A 17835-nucleotide genomic window follows, 5' to 3' on the forward strand; every position below is an offset into this window, starting at 1 on the left:
GCAGGAAGAATGTTCCGAAGCTGCAAGCCGCTAGCGGCGATGCTTCGCAAAGCGCCTGAGCCTGCAACCGGCGCCTAAACTGTTAGTTGAAGACTCGAAGAACAAGTCCGGACCGCCAAGAGGCGGACGGGTCCGATTCAGGGAGGCAACAATGACGGTACGTTCCATTCTCAACACCAAGGGCCACCAGATCATGAGCGTCGAGCCCGACGCGAAGCTGGCTGCCGCGGTCAAGTTGCTCGGTGAGAAGAAGATCGGCGCGGTGCTGGTGATGAACCAGAGCCGGCTCGAGGGCATCCTGTCGGAGCGCGACATCGTCCGCGTGCTCGGCGAGCGCGGCGCCGGCGCGCTGGAGGAGCCGGTCGCTCAGGTCATGACCCGCAAGGTCGTGACCTGCAAGGAGACCGACACGGTCGCCGAGCTCATGGAGATGATGACGTCGGGCAAGTTCCGCCATCTGCCCGTGATCGACAACGGCAAGGTGGTCGGCCTGATCTCGATCGGCGACATCGTCAAGCGCCGGGTCCAGGAATACGAGTCCGAGCAGGAAGCCCTGCGCGACTACATCAAGACGGCCTGATCAGGTCTGCTCGCCCGCTTTCGGAGCGGTGCCTTCGGGCGCCGGCGCCAGCACATGGATCGCCTCCTGGATCGACTCCAGCGCGCGCTCCGCGGCGCGGGTGCCATGAGCGATCAGGTCTTCGGAGCGGTGGAAGTCGAACCAGCCGAACTGGCCGACCCGCGGCGTGATCAACAGATCCGGCGGATCGCCGGCAAGGCGGGCGCGGGTGATGCGGTCCTGCATGATGTTGAAGGCATCCACCATCACCGAGGAGATGCCGGGCCGGCCATTGCCGCCAAAGAACTCGCGCTTCATCGTCCTCTCGGGCGAGAACAGGCGCGGGAAGCGCCGCTTGGCCGTCGGCTCCTCGGCCCCCGGAGCGACCGGCGTGGGCGGTGCGCCGTGCGAATAGATCGTCGTGGAATGGGTGAAGATGTCGCTGGAAAGATTTGCGGCGATGACGATTTCGGCGCCGAGCGCGCGGGCGGCCGAGACCGGCACCGGGTTCACCAGCGCGCCGTCGACCAGCCAGCGGTCGCCGATCAGGACGGGCGAGAAGATGCCGGGCAGCGCGTAGGAAGCGCGCATCGCATCGACGACGCGGCCGCGAGTCAGCCAGATTTCGTGGCCGGTGCGGACCTCGGTCGCGACGCTTGCGAACTTGATGGGCAGGTCCTCGATCAGGGTCTGTCCGACCGCGTTCTCGAGGCGGGTCGCCAGCTTCTCGCCGCCGAGCAGGCCGGAGCCGTTGAGGCGGATGTCGAGATAGCCGAGGATGTTGCGCATCCCTTGCAGGCTGCGCCCCCACTCTTCGAACGTCTCGAGTCGGCCGGCCGCATGGAGGCCGCCGACCACGGCGCCGATGGAGGTGCCGACCACGACGTCGGGCACGATGCCGTTGGCGATCAAGGTCCTGAGGATTCCGATATGGGCAAAGCCGCGCGCCGCGCCGCCGCCGAGGGCAAGGCCGATGATCGGCCGACGGGTGGGGCCAAGGCCAATCTTCTCACCGTTCGAGCCGTTCCCACCACGACCCTTCAAGATATCAAGCACCGAAACTCTCCTACCCGGGCCAGCCCTCGACACCAGAGTAGGCACCGGACTTCCGCCGCACCAGAGCGAGGGCCAAGCATGGTTTATACCGTTCGGGAAGCAGGGGGCAGCAGTGTGGCGAGAGCTGGCTGCCGCTGGACTAATCACGCAGGCGTCAACCGGGTTCCATCAATCGGACCGGGCCCGTATTTCCTGGGGTTTCAGAGGCTTGAATTTGCCGCGTTTTCGGTGAAAAGCAGGGGGCATGACACGCGGGGGTGACGGCATCATCGGATGGCGGCGCAGCGGCAGGCTGCTGCCGGCGCTGATCCTTGCCGCGTGCCTCGTTACCTCAGGCCAAAACGCTGCGCAGGCGCAGCTATTCTCCGATCGTCCGCCGCCGGTCCCGCCGGCTTCGGTGCCCGACCCCGGCGGCGCCGTCAGCCTGGCGCCGCCCTCCGGCCCTGGCGCCGGCCCCCCGAGCCTGCCGCCGACCCTGATGCAGCCGACGACCCCCAGCATGCCGCCGCCCGCGGTCACGACCGTGCCGCCGGCCGCCCCGCTCAATGCGGCCGTGCCCGGACAGGGCGTGCTGTCGCTGACCGCGAAATACGGCAAGGATTCTCCGGCGATCACCAGCGGCCTGGTCTGGCGCGTGTTTGCCGACCGTCCCGATGAGAACGGCACCTTCAAGCTGATCCGCGAGGACCGAAGCGCCACGCCCAATATCGTGCTGCCGCCCGGCAATTACGTCGTGCACGTCGCCTTCGGCCTCGTCAGCGCGGTGCGCACCGTCAGCCTGAAGGCCGAGACCGACCGCGAGTCCTTCGTGCTCCCGGCCGGGGGCCTGCGGATCGAGGGTCGGGTCGGCACCAGCCGCATTCCCCAGAACCAGATCTCGTTCGCGATCTACAAGGGCAGCCAGTTCGAATCCGGCGAGCGTGCCTCCTTGGTGCCGAACGTCGCCGCCGGCGACGTCGTGCTGCTGCCGGAGGGCACCTACTACATCATCTCCAACTATGGCGACGCCAATTCGGTGGTGCGCTCCGACATCCGCGTCCAGGCCAGCAAGCTCACCGACGTCACCATCACCCACCGCGCAGCCGTGATCACGCTCAAGCTGGTCAGCGACAGGGGCGGCGAGGCGCTCGCCAACACCGCCTGGTCGGTGCTGACCCCGGGCGGCGACGTCATCAAGGAATCGATCGGCGCCTTCCCGCGCGTCGTGCTCTCCGAAGGCGAATACCGCGCCATCGCCAAGAACGAGGGCAAGGTCTACGAGCGCGGATTCAACGTCGTCAACGGCGTCGACGGCGAGGTGGAAGTCGTCGCGCGCTAAGGCCCTCGCGCGCTAAGGCCGTCGCGCGCTAAGGTCCTGGCGGCGGTGCCGCCTGCAACCTGACACCGACCTGACGTCCGGCACGGAAATTCTCATCGAGCGCACGAACGTGCATCTCCTGTTACCGTCGCATGCGTCGTGGGGACTGGTAAGCAAAATGCTCATCCCCATCACCCCCTGTGTTCTGCTTTGAATACTGCAAGCGCCAGCAGATTGCCTCCTGGGGCCGAGGCAAACACCGCTGGCGAAAGCTTATTCCCGCACCCCCGCCGTCCTCATCACAGCGGTGCAAGAGACGAATTTCCGATCATCAATTTTATTCTCTTTCCACTCCGCTGGGTTATATGTCGGGCATCCGTCTAATGGGGGAGGCCGGAGCAGGGGCTTGGATGCCTTTGCGAGACCGGCAAGGAGCAGGGGACCAAGCTCGTCGGCATGTTCGAAGTGATCCTCACCAGGCGCAAGCGGTTTGGCTGGCGATGGCAGGTGTGCGACCAGTCCGGCAAGATCTTTGCCGACGGTTTCGAGCGCACCCGGCCCTCCGCCAAATATCATGGCGAGCGCGCGTTGTTCTTCCTGTTGTCGCAGGCCTATTTGCGCAACCGCTCCGCCGCGTCCAGCGAGGACTAGCGGCGCGCACAGCTCCATCCGGCTACAAGCTCCACCTCAGATATCGACGACGAGCTTGCCCTTGGCGGCGTGATCCCTGATCAGGGCATAGGCGTCGTCGACGTTCTCCAGCGTAAAGCGCCTGGCGTCGAGCAGCGGCACGAGCTTGCCGGCCTCGGCGAGGCGCGTGGCCTCCGCCATGATCTCTCCATGATGCGCGCGGCCTTCGCCCGACAGCAGCGGCAGCAGCGTGAACACGCCTGAATAGGTGGCTGCCCGGAATGACAGCGGCGCAAGCGCATGCGTGCCCCAGCCGAGCGCGCTCACCACATGGCCGAAGCGGCGCACCGCTTCGAAGGAAGCGTCGAGCACCTTGCCGCCGACGGTGTCGTAGACGATGTCGAAGCCGCGGCCGCCGGTGTGCTGCGCCACGCAGGCTTCGACCGAACTGTCGCGGTCGATGAATACGGCGCCGAAACCTTCGATGGTGGCGCGCTGCGACGGCGAACCGGTTGCGAACACCTCCGCTCCGAAGGCGCGCGCGATCTGGATCGCGACATGACCGACGCCGCCCGCACCGCCATGAATCAATACCTTCTGGCCCGCCTTCAACGCCGCCCGATCGATCAGGCCTTCCCAGGCCGTGATGACGATCAGCGGCAGCGCGGCAGCTTCCCGCATGCCGAGATTGGCAGGCTTCAATGCGAGGAGATCGGCATCGACCGCGGCGAATTCGGCGAGCGATCCCTGTACGCCGCCGACGCCACCGGTCATCCCGTAGACCTCGTCGCCCGGCTTGAACCGCGAGACCTCGCGCCCGGCCAGCTCGACCACGCCGGCGAGATCGATGCCGAGAATTGCCGGCAGCGGGTGGCGGGCATGCGCCGCGGCGCCGGCCTGGATCTTGGTGTCGAGCGGATTGACCGCGCTCGCGCGCACCCGCACCAGCACGTCGTGCGGGCCGATCTCGGGCGTGGAGATGGTTGAGAGGCGCAAGGGAGCGTTGTGGGTCTCCAGGACAGTTGCGCGCATCGTCGATTGTCTCGTCATGATCGTCTTGCTCCGTGATCGGCTCAATATGCCCATGAAACTTTGCATGAGAAGGAACAAGGTTGTACAATCGTCATACATTTATGTATGGCGGGATTCCTGATGGACTGGAGTGATCTGCGCATCTTCCTGGCAATTGCGCGCGAAGGCACGCTCGGCGCTGCCGCACGAAAAATCGGCCAGACCCAGCCGACGATGGGCCGGCGGCTTCGCGCGCTCGAGACGTCGCTGGGACAGACGCTGTTCCAGCGCACGGCGGATGGCCTGGTGCTGACCGACGAGGGCGCCGCCGTGCTCCGCCATGCCGAGCGGATCGAGGACGAGGCGCTCGCGCTGGAGCGCCATGTGTCCGGTGCGGAGACGCAGCTCGACGGCCTGCTCCGCCTGTCATCGTCGGACTGGTTCGGGACGGTGATGCTGTCGCCGGTGATCGCCGCATTCGGCAAGCGTCACCCCAAGGTGACGGTGGAGCTCCTGACCGATGCGCGGCTCTACAGTCTGCCGCGGCGTGAAGCCGATCTCGTGTTTCGCATCAAGCCGTTCAGCGAGCCCGAGGTGATCTCCAGAAAGCTGCTGCACATTCCCCACGCGCTCTATGGCAAGAGGGGCAGCAAGCCGCCGCGCGCCGGCGACGGCAGCGCTGTCCGCGTCGTGACGATGAATGCCGAGTTCGCCGACATGCCGGACGCCGTCTGGCTGAAGCGCGCGCTGCCGAATGCAGCCGTCGCCTCGCGCAGCAACAACAGGCAGGTGCAAGCCGAGCTTTGCGCGAGCGGCGGCGGCTTTGCCGTGCTGCCGCGTCCGCTCGGCGACCGCGACCGCCGCCTGGTCGCGCTCGACATCGGAACGGCGCCGCCCGGCCGCGACACCTATGTCGGTTATCACCGCGATCTCAGGCGGCTCGCCCGTCTGCGCGCGCTGCTCGATATCGTGATCGAACGTCTCGCCGGCGCGGCTCCGTAGGCGGCACGGTGCCGTAGGGTGGGCAAAGCGACTTGTCCGCCGTAGCTCGGAGAGCGAAGGCGGAAGCGTGCCCACGATTGGCCCGAGTGGAGAGAGATGGTGTGCACGGCGCTTTGCGCCTTTGCACCCTACGAACGCGTTCCCACGAGCCCTTGCGTTGTCCGACGGGCAAAACACCCGAGCCGTGGGTCAATCCGTGTCATCAAAAATATCCCACTTTACCGAAATTCGGAAATCACGTATGTGTCGCGACAACCCGGCCCAAGGAAGAGGGGCGTATCGCGATCGTCACGAACGCGGGCCGGGCGGCGGTGGACGCTAGTTGCATCGGCGCGAAGTGCTTTCGCAGGGCGGAGAGCCGTGAGCGAAAGTATCGCGCACACGACCGGTGTGATCGGCGTACGGCAAAATCGTGTGGTCCTGGCGCCCGGGGTCTGTGCGCCAAGTCTTGTGGTGATGGATGTCGTCCAACCGGACGCATCCGCCAGCCATCCGCAAGGCGACGGGGGCAATAGCGCAACGCTCCCCGGGGAGAGCACGACATAAGCCGTAAAGCCACTGCGCAGGGAAGGCCGGGATGCTCCGGTTGCCCTGTGGTCTTTCCGCCTGTGCCTTTCTGCACACGCAGATCTTGCGCACAGGCGGCCATGGGAGCCAACCGGCTCCCGGCCTTCCCTGCGCCCTCTTTCAAATGGGGGTGAAGCGATCAAGCAAAGCTCGGGCGAAATGCGCCGCGAGGCTGCGAAGGTGTGTCTATTGAATAGGTCTCGTGCCCCGGACGCAGCGCAGCGCTTCTTCAGCGGTGCGCTGCAGAGCCGGGGCCCATGTTGCAGCACGTGCTGTGGCTTGCTGGGTCCCGGCTCTGCGCCGCAACGCGAAGGGCGTTGCAGCGCGTCCGGGACACGAGAGAGCCGGAAGCTGCTACTTCACACGCCGTCATTGCGAGGAGCTCTTGCGATGAAGCAATCCAGACTGTCTCCGCGGCGGCAGCCTGGATTGCTTCGCTGCGCTCGCAATGACGACTCTCGTGCCTCGGACGCAGCGCAGCGCTTCTTCAGCGGTGCGCTGCAGAGCCGGGGCCCATGTTGCAGCACGTGCTGTGGCTTGCTGGGTCCCGGCTCTGCGCCGCAACGCGAAGGGCGTTGCAGCGCGTCCGGGACACGAGAGACGCGCGCCCAAACTTCGAACGCACACCCGGACGTAGCCCCTTCGCACGACCGTCATAGTCTCTAACGCCCACTAACCAACACCCGACTTAAAACTGTCATAATCGCCGAATGGAACCCGCGCCAGCGGCCTTTTTACATGTCGTTAAGCGCAGCTGCATTGGATGCGCCGGGAAAGTGCGTTGGGGACTGCCATGAATGCCGCGAAGAAAGTGTCGGGAAAACCGGCCGCCGAAATGTTCGACGACATCCCGGTGCTTCAGCGCAAATGGCGTGCCGCACTGAAGCCGGGCGATCGGCTGCCGCGCTATGAGGACGTGATGCTCGGCAGTCTCGGACGGCTCGCCGATCACATCGCGCTGCTGAGGAACGACGGCAGGCTCGAGCTGTCGCGCAGCGGGCGCTACGTGCAGAAATGGCTCGGCGAGGAGCGCTGGGATATTCCCGTCGCCGAATTGTCGCCGGATTGCGCCACCGCACTGTCGGAAGCGGCGACGAGCGCGCTTGCCAATGGACGACCTTACCACGCCAGCGCGCATTGCGTGCGCGACGGCATGGTCCGGACCTACGATGTGCTGGCGCTGCCGACGGCCTCGCGCTGGGGCGCTACGCTGGTCGGCGCCTACATCAACGAGCGCGGCACGCAGTACAATCTGCTGGATGCGATTTTCGCTTCGACCGACGATGCGGTGATCTCGCTGGCGACGGTGCGCGATGCCGGCGGCAAGCCGTCCGATCTCCAGGTCGTGCATCACAACAACAGCGCAAGCGCGCTGCTGAAGGTCGCGAGCGGAGGTCTGTTGTGGCGGCGGATCGGCGAGGGCAACACGCTGCTGGCCTCGCCCGAGATCATGGGCTTCCTGCTCAAGGCCGTCGCGGGCGGCCGCGGCGAGCAGCTCGAGATCGAGAGCGACGGACGCCACCTCCGCCTCAGCGCCACGGCCTTCGCCGACGTGGTCTCGCTGACGATCTCCGATGTCACCGCGTTGAAGCGGCGCGACGCCTCGTTCCGCCTGCTGTTCGACAGCAACCCGATGCCGATGTGGGTGTTCGACGCGCAGACCAAGGAGTTCCTTGGCGTCAACGACGCCGCGGTCCAGCATTACGGCTACAGCCGCGCCACCTTCCTGCGCATGAAGCTGCACGAGATCTGGCCGGAGGACGAGTGGGACAGCCACGCCGAGGCGCTGGAGCGCGTTGGCGAAGCCTATCACTCCTCGCGCAACTGGCGGCATCTGCGCGCCGACGGCAGCGAGATCGAGGTGCTCACCTTCGGCCGCCGTGTCGCCTTCGACGATCGCGACGGCTATCTGGTCGCAGTGGTCGACATCACCGAACGCCGCAAGGCCGAGGCGCGCATCGCGCACATGGCCCACCATGACGGGCTCACCGACCTGCCGAACCGCGAATATTTCCGGGAGCGCCTGAAGCAGGCGCTGGAGCAGGCAGCGGGGAAACGGGTCGGCGTGCTCTACATCGATCTCGACCTGTTCAAGAACATCAACGATTCCTTCGGTCATCCCGTCGGCGATCGCCTGCTCAAGGACGTCGCCGAACGCCTGACCCTTGCCGTCCGCGGCGGCAATCTGGCGGCCCGGCTCGGCGGCGACGAATTCGCGGTGATCCTTGCCGCCGACGTCTCGCCGAACGAGGCCAGCGCCTGCGCTGGCCTGCTGATCGACATGCTGAAGGCACCCTACGATCTCGACGGTCAGGAGATGGTGATCGGCGCCAGCATCGGCATCGCGCTGTCGCCCGGCGACGGCACGACGCCGGAAGAGCTGATGCGCAATGCCGATATGGCGCTGTACCGGGCGAAGTCCGACGGCGGCGGCGTGCACCATTTCTTCGAGCGCGAGATGGACCTGCAGGCGCAGAAGCGCCGCGACATGGAGCTCGATCTGCGCCGTGCGTTCGCCAATGGCGAGTTCGAGCTGCACTATCAGCCGCTGGTGTCGATCGCCTCCGACCGCATCTCGGGCTTCGAGTCGCTGCTGCGCTGGCGCCATCCGGACAAGGGCATGATCTCGCCGGCGGAGTTCATCCCGGTTGCCGAGGACATCGGCCTCATCACGCAGTTAGGGGAGTGGGTCTTGCGCGAAGCCTGCGCCGAGGCCGTCAAATGGCCTGCCGACGTCAAGGTCGCGGTCAATCTGTCGCCGGCGCAATTCCGCAGCCGCAACCTGGTTCAAATCGTGATCTCGGCGCTGGCGCAGTCCGGCCTGTCGCCGCGGCGGCTCGAGCTCGAAATCACGGAGTCGGTCTTTCTGGCGGAGACTGATGCCAACCTTGCCATCCTGCACCAGCTCCGCGAGCTCGGCGTCGGCATCTCCATGGATGATTTCGGCACCGGCTATTCCAGCCTGAGCTATCTCAGGAGCTTTCCGTTCGACAAGATCAAGATCGACCGCTCCTTCGTCAAGGATCTGGCGCAGCGGCCCGATTGCAGCGCGATCGTGCGCGCGATCTCCGGGCTCGGCCGCAGCCTCAACATCACCACGACCGCGGAGGGCGTCGAGACCGAGGATCAGCTCGACTGGCTCCGCGCCGAAGGCTGCAACGAAGTGCAGGGCTTTCTGTTCAGCGCGGCGCGGCCTGCGGCCGAGATCGCAAAGCTGCTCGCCGATTTCGGTCAGCGCGCCTCACGGGCGGCGTAGCCCCTCGGGGTAGCAGTCGTAGACCAGCGCCTTGAAGGCGGGCGTGATGCGGCTGCGCTCGTTCTGGGTCTGCTGCATCATGAGGTAGACCATGTCGAGCTTGGGATCGACGCCGAAATAGGTGCCGCTCCCTGAGTCCCATTTCAGCTCGCCGAGCGAGCCCGGCGGCGGCGGTTTGGCGTTGCCCGGATCGGTCCGCACCGCAAGGCCATAGCCATAACCGAAGCCGTCGCCCGGAAAATAGAAATAGTCGCGTCCGACGCCGGAGCCGGGCCCGATATGATCGGTCGTCATCGCCTTGAACGCGGCAGGGCTCAGGTAACGCTTGCCCTCGAACTCGCCGCCGTTGAGCAGCATCTGCGAGAAGCGCTGATAGTCGGTGATGGTCGAGAGCAGGCCGCCGCCGCCGGACTGCCATTCGGGATGATCGAGGCGGTCTCGCTCGGCGGCGAGCAGGATGAAATCGTTCGGCAGCGGCCGCGCCATCCGGGCGAGCTCGTCCTCGGTCGCCAGCGCGAATTTGGTGCTGCTCATGCCGAGCGGATCGAAGATGCGCTGCTTCAGGAACTGATACAGCGTCTGGCCCGAGATGATCTCGATGACGCTGCCGAGCACGTCGGTGGAATGGCCGTAGCGCCACAGCGTTCCCGGCTGCCGCGCCAGCGGCAGCTTGGCGATGCGGTCGGCGAATTCGCGGTTGTTGAATTGGCCCTCGAAGATGTTGGCGGCCTTGTAGGCCTGCTCGACCCATTTGCCGCCGATATAATCGTAGCTGATGCCCGAGGTGTGCCGCAGCAAATCCTCGATGTTGACGGGGCGGACCGGCGGCACGAGATCGAGCTCCAGCTTGCCGTCGGGCAGGGTGACTTCGAGGCCGACCTTGGTGTCCGCAAACAGGGGAACGTATTTCGACACGGGGTCGGTGAGGGCGAGCTTGCCCTCGTCGATCAGCATCATCGCACCAAGGCAGGTGATCGGCTTGGTCATCGAGTGGATCGCGAAGATCGTGTCCGGCGTCATCGCAAGACTGGTCCTGACGTCGCGCACGCCAAACGTCTTCTGATAGACCGGCTTGCCGTGCTGCTGCACCAGGATCACGGCGCCCGGCAACCGGCCGCTTCCCACCTCGTTGTCGAAATACGAAGTGATGCGATCCAGCCCCTCGGACGACGGGGCGGGGATGTCGGCGGCGCGGCTTCGTGCCATCGTGCCGGCGAGCAGCGCGGCCCCGACCAGAAAATCACGACGCTTCATACCGGCTTCCTCCCTGGCCGGGATGAAAGCCGCAAGACGCCAGAGGCGTCAACAAGCGTTCGATTAAAAACGCGTCACGATTTCCGAAAGGAACGGTCGCGGACGGTCTTCGCTCGGCTTGGTCGGCGTGCCGATATGGATGAAGCCGGCGAGCTTTTCGTCCGGCTTGAGGCCGAGGCCATCGAGCACGTCGCGATCGAACGAGAACCAGCCGGTCAGCCAGCAGGCGCCATAGCCGAGCGCGGTTGCGGCCGTGACGATGTTCATGGCGCTGGCGCCGGCGGACAATTCCTGCTCGAACGCCGGCACCTTCGGATGCGGCCTGGTGAAACTGACGATGCCGATCACCAGCGGCGCGTCGGTGAGGCGCTTGCGCTCGATCTCGACGTCGGCGGCGGGCGCACCGGGATTCTTCCGGGCGAACACCTTGGCAATCACCTCTCCGGCGCGCTGGCGGGCGTCGCCCTCGAAGATGATGAAGCGCCAGGGCGCGAGCTTGCCGTGGTCGGGCACGCGGGCGCCGATGGTAAGGATGGTCTCGAGCTCGGCCGCCGAGGGGCCAGGCCCGGTCATTTCGCGCGGCTTGACCGAGCGGCGGGTCTTCAGGAGTTCGATGGCGTCGGGCACGGGGCGTCCTTATGGCTTTGTTCTCGCCGGGAGATAGGCCCGGCAGGGGACGAATGGAAGGGATTTTAGAGTGATTATGAGTTCGACAGCTGCGCCCGTCCAGAAGGTTATGGTCCCAAGATGGGACTATGCTAAGATGAGTTGAATGAGGATCATCGCGCTCAGCACGATCAAGGCTTTTCTAGATCGGGCCGGCGAGGCGGCCTCCGATGCGCGCGATCCCCTGATGGCCTGGTTTCGGCAGGTAAAGCAGGCCGATTGGGCGAAGCCCGCGGACGTCAAGAGAGATATCCGAACCGCCAGTATCCTCAGGGATGGCCGCGTCATGTTCAACGTCGCCGGCAACAAATATCGCGTGGTGGTCTGGATCAACTATCCATACCGCGTGGTCTATATCCGTTTTGTTGGAACACACCGGCAGGACGACGCAATCGATGCGCAAACCATTTAGAAGGTCGATGATGGAAATCGCTCCAATCAAGTCTAACCGAGACTATCGTCGCGTGCTCAAGGAGATCGAGACGTTGATGAGTGCGCGCCGGAACTCGCCTGAGGGCGATCGACTTGACGTGCTTGTGACGCTCGTGGAGGCGTGGGAGCGGAAGCACTACCGACTGGACCTTCCGGACCCGGTCGAAGCCATCAAATATCATATGGAACAGGGCGGTCTGCAGCCGAGGGACCTGATTCCCTTTATTGGCAGCCGCAACCGGGTCCACGAAGTGCTCAACCGGCGGCGCGAATTGACACTCAGCATGATCCGACGGCTGCATGAGGGCCTCGGCATTCCGGCCGAGTCCCTCATCAAAGTCGGGCAAGATAGAGCCGCTTGAACGCCGTCAGACCGCGGCGCGCGCCCGCTTGACGTCAGGCGGCGTCGCCTCGTCGACCAGGGCGGCGATCGCCTCCTCGGTCGTCAGCACCTTCTGGCCGTCGCTGCCGAGGCGGCGGACGGACACCGAATGCGTCTCGGCCTCCTTCTTGCCGACCACGAGCAGCGCCGGGATCTTGGCCAGCGAATGCTCGCGGACCTTGTAGTTGATTTTTTCGTTGCGCAGGTCGATCTCGACCCGAAGCCCGGCGCGGCGTGCCTGCTCCATCACCACCTTGGCGTATTCGTCGCCTTCCGAGGTGATGGTCGTGACCACCGCCTGCACCGGCGACAGCCAGAGCGGGAAGTTGCCGGCATAGTGCTCGATCAGGATGCCGATGTAGCGCTCCATCGAGCCGCAGATCGCCCGGTGCACCATGACAGGCGGTTTCTTGCCGCCGTCATGGTCGATGTAGAACGCGCCGAACCGCTCCGGCAGGTTGAAGTCGACCTGCGTGGTGCCGCACTGCCAGTCGCGGCCGATGGCGTCCCGCAGCACATATTCGAACTTCGGCCCGTAGAAGGCGCCTTCGCCTGGGTTGATCTCGGTCTTGATGTGATTGTTCTGCGACTGGATCTCGCGCAAAACCGTCGCCATCACGCGTTCGGCGTGATCCCACATCTCGTCGGTGCCGACGCGCTTGTCCGGCCGCGTTGACAGCTTCACGGTGAGATCGCCGGTGAAGCCAAAATCCGCATAGGTCGACAGGATGAGTTCGTTGATCTTCAGGCACTCTTCGGCGAGTTGGTCCTCGGTGCAGAAGATGTGCGCGTCGTCCTGGGTGAAGCCGCGCACGCGCATCAGGCCGTGCATGGCGCCGGAGGGCTCATAGCGATGCACCACGCCGAACTCGGCGAGGCGCAAGGGCAGGTCGCGGTAGCTCTTCAGGCCGTGCTTGAAGATCTGCACGTGACCCGGGCAGTTCATCGGCTTGAGCGCAAACCAGCGCTTGTCCTCGGCCTCGTCGCCGGCCGACTGCGCCGCGAACATGTTCTCGCGATACCAGCCCCAATGGCCCGAGGTCTCCCACAGCACCTTGTCGAGGATCTGCGGCGCGTTGACCTCGCTGTAATCGCCGGTCAGGCGCCGGCGCATATAGGCGATCAGCTGCTGGAAGATGGTCCAGCCCTTCGGGTGCCAGAACACGACGCCCGGACCTTCCTCCTGGAAGTGGAAGAGGTCGAGCTCGCGCCCGAGCTTGCGATGGTCGCGCTTCTCGGCTTCCTCGATCTGCTTCAGGTAGGCGTCGAGGTCCTCCTGCTTGGCGAAGGCGGTGCCGTAGATGCGGGTCAGCATCGGATTGTTGCTGTCGCCGCGCCAATAGGCGCCGGCCACCTTCATCAGCTTGAAGGCGTTACCGACCTTGCCGGTCGAGGTCATGTGCGGGCCGCGGCACAGGTCGAACCAGTCGCCCTGGTAGTAGATCTTGATCGGCTCGGTGCCGGGAATGGCGTCGACCAGCTCGACCTTGAAGGCCTCGCCCTTGTCGCGGAACACCTGCTTGGTCTTCTCGCGATCCCAGACTTCCTTGGTGAAAGGTTTGTCGCGCGCGATGATCTCGCGCATCTTCTTCTCGATCGCGGCAAAGTCTTCCGGCGTGAACGGCTCGTTGCGGAAGAAGTCGTAATAGAAGCCGTTCTCGATCACGGGACCGATGGTGACCTGCGTGCCCGGCCACAGCGTCTGCACGGCCTCAGCGAGCACGTGGGCGCAATCGTGGCGGATCAGTTCGAGCGCGCGCGGATCGTCGCGGCTGATCAGCTCGAGCTTGGCGTCGGCCTCGATGGGATCGTTGAGGTCGGCGACCACGCCGTCGAGCGCCATCGCGACCGTGCGCTTGGCCAGCGACGGCGAGATGCCCTTGGCGATATCGAGGCCGGTGATGCTCTGGTCGTATTGGCGCTGGGCGCCGTCCGGGAAGGTGAGGGTAACTTTGGCGGCGGGGGTCACGGGCTTCAGATTGCTGAGGGAATATTGGAAGCCGGATTCGGACTTCGGCTGGTCCTTGGACTGGTCGGTCATTGCTTTTCTCCTGAGGCTCACTCCTGCGAACGAGCGCAGGTAAGCGGGAACGAGCGATATATCAGGCGATTCGGCCTGCGCAATCCGGCAATTCCAAGAAAATCGGCGCATAAAACGGGGCGTGCGCCCGAACTATTTCGCACCGGCCCTTTAACTGGCCCGGCGGCTGCTCTACATGCACTTGCATGGAAAATGCACGCGCCCCGCGTTTCGCGCCAACCGCCTTGATGCTCGGCAATCTCGTCACCGGCTGCTCGGTGCTGGCGCCGGCGGGCATGCTGCCGGAGTTGGCGACGGGGCTCGACGTCAGCATTCATGCAGCCGGGCTCCTCATCACCTTCGGCGCGATCACGCTGTGCATCGGCTCGCCGCTGACGGCCTGGCTGACGAGCCGCATCGAACGGCGGACGCTGCTCACGACGACGCTGGCGGTGCTCGCCTTCGGCAATCTCGCCTCGGCCTTTGCACCCGATTACACCAGCCTTCTCGCCATCCGTCTCGTGATGCTCGCGGTCGGTGCGCTCTACACGCCGCAGGCCGCCGGCACGGCGGCGTTGATCGTGCCGGTGGAGCGGCGGGGCAGCACCATCGCCTATATCTTCCTCGGCTGGTCGCTGGCTGCCGCCGTCGGCCTTCCGCTGATCACCTTCATTGCGAGCCGCTACGGCTGGCGCGCGGCCTATGGCGAGATCGGCGTGCTCGGTTGCATCAGCTTCCTGTTGCTGCTGCTGCGGCTTCCGGCAGGCCTGAAGGGCGCGCCGGTGGATTTGAAGACCTGGCGCGAGGTCGGCCGCAACAGGACGATTCTGCTGCTGCTGGCGATCACCATGCTGCAGATGTCGGGGCAGTTCGTGGTGTTCACCTTCATGGGCCCGCTGCTCAAGAAGCTCACCGGCGCCGGTCCCGATGCGATCGGCATGGTGTTCGCGCTTTACGGCGTCTGCGGCTTCCTCGGCGTCGTCATCGCCACCCGCATCGTCGACACCTCGGGACCGTATCGGACCTCGCTGCTGTTCACTTGCCTGCTGCTTGCGGGCATCACGGGCTGGGCGCTCGGCGCGGGCACGCTTGCCTTCATGACGGTCGGGGTCGCGATCTGGGGCCTCGGCTTTGCCTCGACCAATTCGATGCAGCAGGTGCGATTGGTCGCGGCCGCGCCGCCACTGGCATCGGCAACCGTCGCGCTCAATACGTCCGTTCTCTATATCGGCCAGGCGGTCGGCTCCGCCGTCGGCGGGCTGCTGTTCGCCCGCGAACTCCTGCATGCGCTCGGCTTCGTCGCGGTCGGTTTCGTCGCGCTGGCGCTGATCCTGGTGGTCCTGACCCGGCCCCGGCCTGCGGCTGCAACGGCCTGAATCCCGCGGCTTCGTGTACGCAATGTGCTTGGCAAACCGCGCGCGGGAGCGCTAGAACGCCGGTCATGGGGACCAAAGAGAGTTGACTGAAATGAGGATGATTCTGGCGGTTGCCGCGGTGCTCTATTCAGCCTCCGCGTTTGCGCAAGCCGACAAGCCACCGATGGTGGGGGACAAGCCCTTGGTGCAGGTCAAGCCCAAAGGGACCAAAGAGGCGGCGGCCAAGCCGGCCGCAGCGCCGAAGGGCAAGCCGCAGTCGATCGCGGCCCGGCTCCAGGCCTGCCTCGAGCTCGACGACGGCACCAAGGACCGCCTCAACTGCTACGACGCGGTGATCGCGCCAGCGCCGAAGCCGAAGCCGGCGAAGGCCAAGGGCTACGCCGATTGCCGCTTCTTCAAGGAAGAGGACGAGCGGCTGGCCTGCTTCAACGGCTTTGCCGAGAGCATTCCGAAGCTGCCCAAGAGCTAATACTTACAAGAGCTAATCTTGAATGAGCTGATGCTCAGTCGCTGATCCGGCTCAGCACGGCCCGGAAGGCAACGCCCGGCGCCTGCAGCGCGTTGCCTTCGAATTCCGCGTTGTCGCCGTCCTCCCGGCCGGCGAGCGCCAGCGTGATCCGGTCGGTGCCGAACAGAGCCTTGAAGGAGGGGTCGTCGTTGTAGCGCTGGGTCGAGATCTTGACCTTGATGCTGTCGCCTTCGCCCGTATAGGTGCCGATGAAGGCGAAAGCGGAATTGCCGCCGCGCATCTTGCCATCCATCACGTAGACGACGCCGCAGCCCGTTCCATGAACGGTGTGGAAGTCGACCTTGTACAATCCCTGACGCACTGCCTGTCCCCGCGAAATTCCAATCACAAACTGGCCGGCAAAGTATGAGCCTTGCTGGCGGAAGCAATCCGGTGGCTTCCGGGGATTTCGACCATCAACATTACATTTTGATCAGAGCCTGAGGGAATTGCAGGCAATGCAGCCGGACACCGGCTGCACCAATATCCAAACCTATCGGCTCGATGCGGCGGAACTGGTGGCCGCCACGCGGGTCAGCGCCAGCGCCGGCGTCGCCGACATCTTCACCAGCACGTCCTTGAGTGGATCCCGCGTCCAGGCGCGGGTGACGTAGTCGCGATGGGTGATGCCGTCGCCGGTCTCCACGAACACCACGCTGCCGGGACGCAAGGGGCCGTCCATGTCCTCGGCGACACTGATGCCCTTCTGCCGGAGCATGCTCATCAGCTCGCGGTCGCGCCGCGCGGTGTGGCGGGTGTAGGCGCTGACGAAGAAGCCGGAACGGTGGCTCTCGATCCAGGACGCGAACTTGTCCATTTCGCCATAGACGGCGTCGAGCAGCACGACGCCGCGGACGCGGTCGCTGATGCCGCCGACCTCCAGGCTCCAGGCCGTCGGCAGGAAGCCGCCGCTATAGCCGACGATCACGATCGGCATGTTGGCGAAGGCGCGGGCGCTGTTGGGATCGCCGGTGACGCGGGCGAGGTGGTCGGCCGATTCCGCCATGAAGCGCTTGAAGCCGCCCGGTTGCCAGAACTTGCCGGCGCTGGAATCGGCGGCATCGACCGCCATCTGTGGGGCAAGCAGCACGGCATTGGCGCCGGAATCGGTGACCTGCTTCGGCACCAGCTGGCGATCACGCACGTCGCGTTCGAGCGTCGCGCCATTGCCATGGAAGAACACCACGATCACGCCCGGCTTGCGGACGTCGAAATGCTCGGGCACGTGCATCAGCACGCGGCTGTCATTGTAGGTCTCGTCCTGCCAGAACACGCGACCGGAATAGCTGCGATGGCCGCGGCGGTCGCCCTTGGCAATGTTGAGGAACGGCGCGTCGGAGGCGGGGTTGTTGCCGAAATAGGGAAAGGCCGACGATTTCATGCTGACGAGCGTCGTCAGGTCGTCGCGGGGCGAACGCTTGTAGGGGACCTGCGGCTCGAGCGAAGCGACCCTGTAGGGAGCCTGCTCCAGCGACGGTTGCTGCACGGCGCGCTTCGGCGAGAAGTCCGACATCTGCCGCTGCAGAAAACTCTCGCTCGCCGAGGGAAAGCGCTCCCCGAATTGCGGGGCCGGGAAGCGATTCTCGAACGTGTCGCCGCTCGCGACTTGCTGATTTGTCTTCGCAACGACCTGAACATTGGCCTGCGAGTTCGCGGCGAGCGCCGCCGGATTGGGCGCCTTGCCGCATTGAACCAGTGTCAGGGAGAGCGGCACCAAGGCTGAGATCAGGCCGATCCGGAGCGCATGACCGCGCGCACCGGACGTCGTCCGGTCGGCACGCATGTCAGCTCTCAATTTCGGAACGGCCCCGACCATCCA

The 17835-nt window shown here is 65.2% G+C and carries 16 protein-coding genes; 9 read left to right on the plus strand and 7 right to left on the minus strand.

What is annotated here, in order from left to right; genetic code table 11:
- Window positions 1–151: 151 nt before the first annotated feature.
- Complete coding sequence (locus GDN70_RS15820; protein WP_028141124.1) at window positions 152–580, plus strand: CBS domain-containing protein; 429 nt, start codon at window positions 152–154, stop codon at window positions 578–580.
- Here GDN70_RS15820 and GDN70_RS15825 read toward each other — a convergent pair whose 3' ends face one another.
- Window positions 581–1615, minus strand: a complete 1035-nt coding sequence (locus GDN70_RS15825; RefSeq protein WP_028141123.1) for a patatin-like phospholipase family protein — start codon at window positions 1613–1615, stop codon at window positions 581–583.
- A 244-nt stretch (window positions 1616–1859) separates the two neighbouring features.
- Here GDN70_RS15825 and GDN70_RS15830 point away from each other — a divergent pair, with 244 nt between their 5' ends.
- Both GDN70_RS15830 and GDN70_RS34960 read left to right on the plus strand, forming a co-directional pair.
- Window positions 1860–2933 (plus strand): hypothetical protein, encoded by a 1074-nt coding sequence (locus tag GDN70_RS15830; protein ID WP_028141122.1) that lies wholly within the window; start codon window positions 1860–1862, stop codon window positions 2931–2933.
- 435 nt (window positions 2934–3368) lie between these two features.
- Window positions 3369–3563 carry a hypothetical protein gene (locus GDN70_RS34960; RefSeq protein WP_018322145.1) on the plus strand — a complete coding sequence of 65 codons (195 nt, stop codon included), beginning with the start codon at window positions 3369–3371 and terminating at the stop codon, window positions 3561–3563.
- Between the two features lie 36 nt (window positions 3564–3599).
- Here the strand turns inward: GDN70_RS34960 and GDN70_RS15840 are convergent, their stop codons facing one another.
- On the minus strand, window positions 3600–4592 hold the full coding sequence (locus GDN70_RS15840) for a zinc-dependent alcohol dehydrogenase family protein (protein ID WP_244625886.1): 993 nt from the start codon (window positions 4590–4592) through the stop codon (window positions 3600–3602).
- 102 nt (window positions 4593–4694) lie between these two features.
- On the opposite strand from GDN70_RS15840, the gene GDN70_RS15845 reads away from it, so the two are divergent.
- Together GDN70_RS15845 and GDN70_RS15860 are read left to right on the plus strand one after the other, a co-directional pair.
- Entirely contained in the window at window positions 4695–5555 is an 861-nt protein-coding gene (locus GDN70_RS15845; RefSeq protein ID WP_038949888.1) for a LysR family transcriptional regulator, read from the plus strand.
- A gap of 1360 nt (window positions 5556–6915) precedes the next feature.
- Entirely contained in the window at window positions 6916–9378 is a 2463-nt protein-coding gene (locus tag GDN70_RS15860) for a bifunctional diguanylate cyclase/phosphodiesterase (protein WP_152102755.1), read from the plus strand.
- Here the strand turns inward: GDN70_RS15860 and GDN70_RS15865 are convergent.
- Window positions 9364–10632, minus strand: a complete 1269-nt coding sequence (locus GDN70_RS15865) for a serine hydrolase (RefSeq protein ID WP_038972389.1) — start codon at window positions 10630–10632, stop codon at window positions 9364–9366. The two genes, GDN70_RS15860 and GDN70_RS15865, sit on opposite strands and share 15 nt — an antisense overlap.
- 63 nt (window positions 10633–10695) lie before the next feature.
- Window positions 10696–11259 (minus strand): nitroreductase, encoded by a 564-nt coding sequence (locus GDN70_RS15870; protein ID WP_038950529.1) that lies wholly within the window; start codon window positions 11257–11259, stop codon window positions 10696–10698.
- A 145-nt stretch (window positions 11260–11404) separates the two neighbouring features.
- Between GDN70_RS15870 and GDN70_RS15875 the strand changes: the two genes are divergently transcribed.
- Both GDN70_RS15875 and GDN70_RS15880 read left to right on the plus strand, forming a co-directional pair.
- Window positions 11405–11710 carry a type II toxin-antitoxin system HigB family toxin gene (locus GDN70_RS15875; RefSeq protein ID WP_038972388.1) on the plus strand — a complete coding sequence of 102 codons (306 nt, stop codon included), beginning with the start codon at window positions 11405–11407 and terminating at the stop codon, window positions 11708–11710.
- A 10-nt stretch (window positions 11711–11720) separates the two neighbouring features.
- A complete protein-coding gene (locus GDN70_RS15880) occupies window positions 11721–12092 on the plus strand; it encodes a type II toxin-antitoxin system HigA family antitoxin (protein ID WP_028141115.1) in 372 nt (123 codons plus the stop codon).
- Between the two features lie 6 nt (window positions 12093–12098).
- Here GDN70_RS15880 and thrS read toward each other — a convergent pair whose 3' ends face one another.
- Window positions 12099–14153, minus strand: coding sequence for a threonine--tRNA ligase (gene thrS / locus GDN70_RS15885; RefSeq protein ID WP_038972387.1), 2055 nt, complete (start codon window positions 14151–14153; stop codon window positions 12099–12101).
- Window positions 14154–14338: 185 nt separating this feature from the next.
- On the opposite strand from thrS, the gene GDN70_RS15890 reads away from it, so the two are divergent.
- Window positions 14339–15508 (plus strand): MFS transporter, encoded by a 1170-nt coding sequence (locus GDN70_RS15890; protein WP_152102756.1) that lies wholly within the window; start codon window positions 14339–14341, stop codon window positions 15506–15508.
- A 91-nt stretch (window positions 15509–15599) separates the two neighbouring features.
- Window positions 15600–15977 carry a hypothetical protein gene (locus GDN70_RS15895; protein ID WP_028141112.1) on the plus strand — a complete coding sequence of 126 codons (378 nt, stop codon included), beginning with the start codon at window positions 15600–15602 and terminating at the stop codon, window positions 15975–15977.
- 34 nt (window positions 15978–16011) lie between these two features.
- Here GDN70_RS15895 and GDN70_RS15900 read toward each other — a convergent pair whose 3' ends face one another.
- Together GDN70_RS15900 and GDN70_RS15905 are read right to left on the minus strand one after the other, a co-directional pair.
- Window positions 16012–16338, minus strand: coding sequence for a GrlR family regulatory protein (locus GDN70_RS15900; RefSeq protein ID WP_038950525.1), 327 nt, complete (start codon window positions 16336–16338; stop codon window positions 16012–16014).
- A 171-nt stretch (window positions 16339–16509) separates the two neighbouring features.
- Window positions 16510–17799, minus strand: a complete 1290-nt coding sequence (locus tag GDN70_RS15905; RefSeq protein ID WP_244625887.1) for an alpha/beta hydrolase — start codon at window positions 17797–17799, stop codon at window positions 16510–16512.
- Between the last annotated feature and the right edge of the window lie 36 nt (window positions 17800–17835).

The organism is Bradyrhizobium sp. TM102 (assembly GCF_009176685.1).
Classification (GTDB): domain Bacteria; phylum Pseudomonadota; class Alphaproteobacteria; order Rhizobiales; family Xanthobacteraceae; genus Bradyrhizobium; species Bradyrhizobium ottawaense.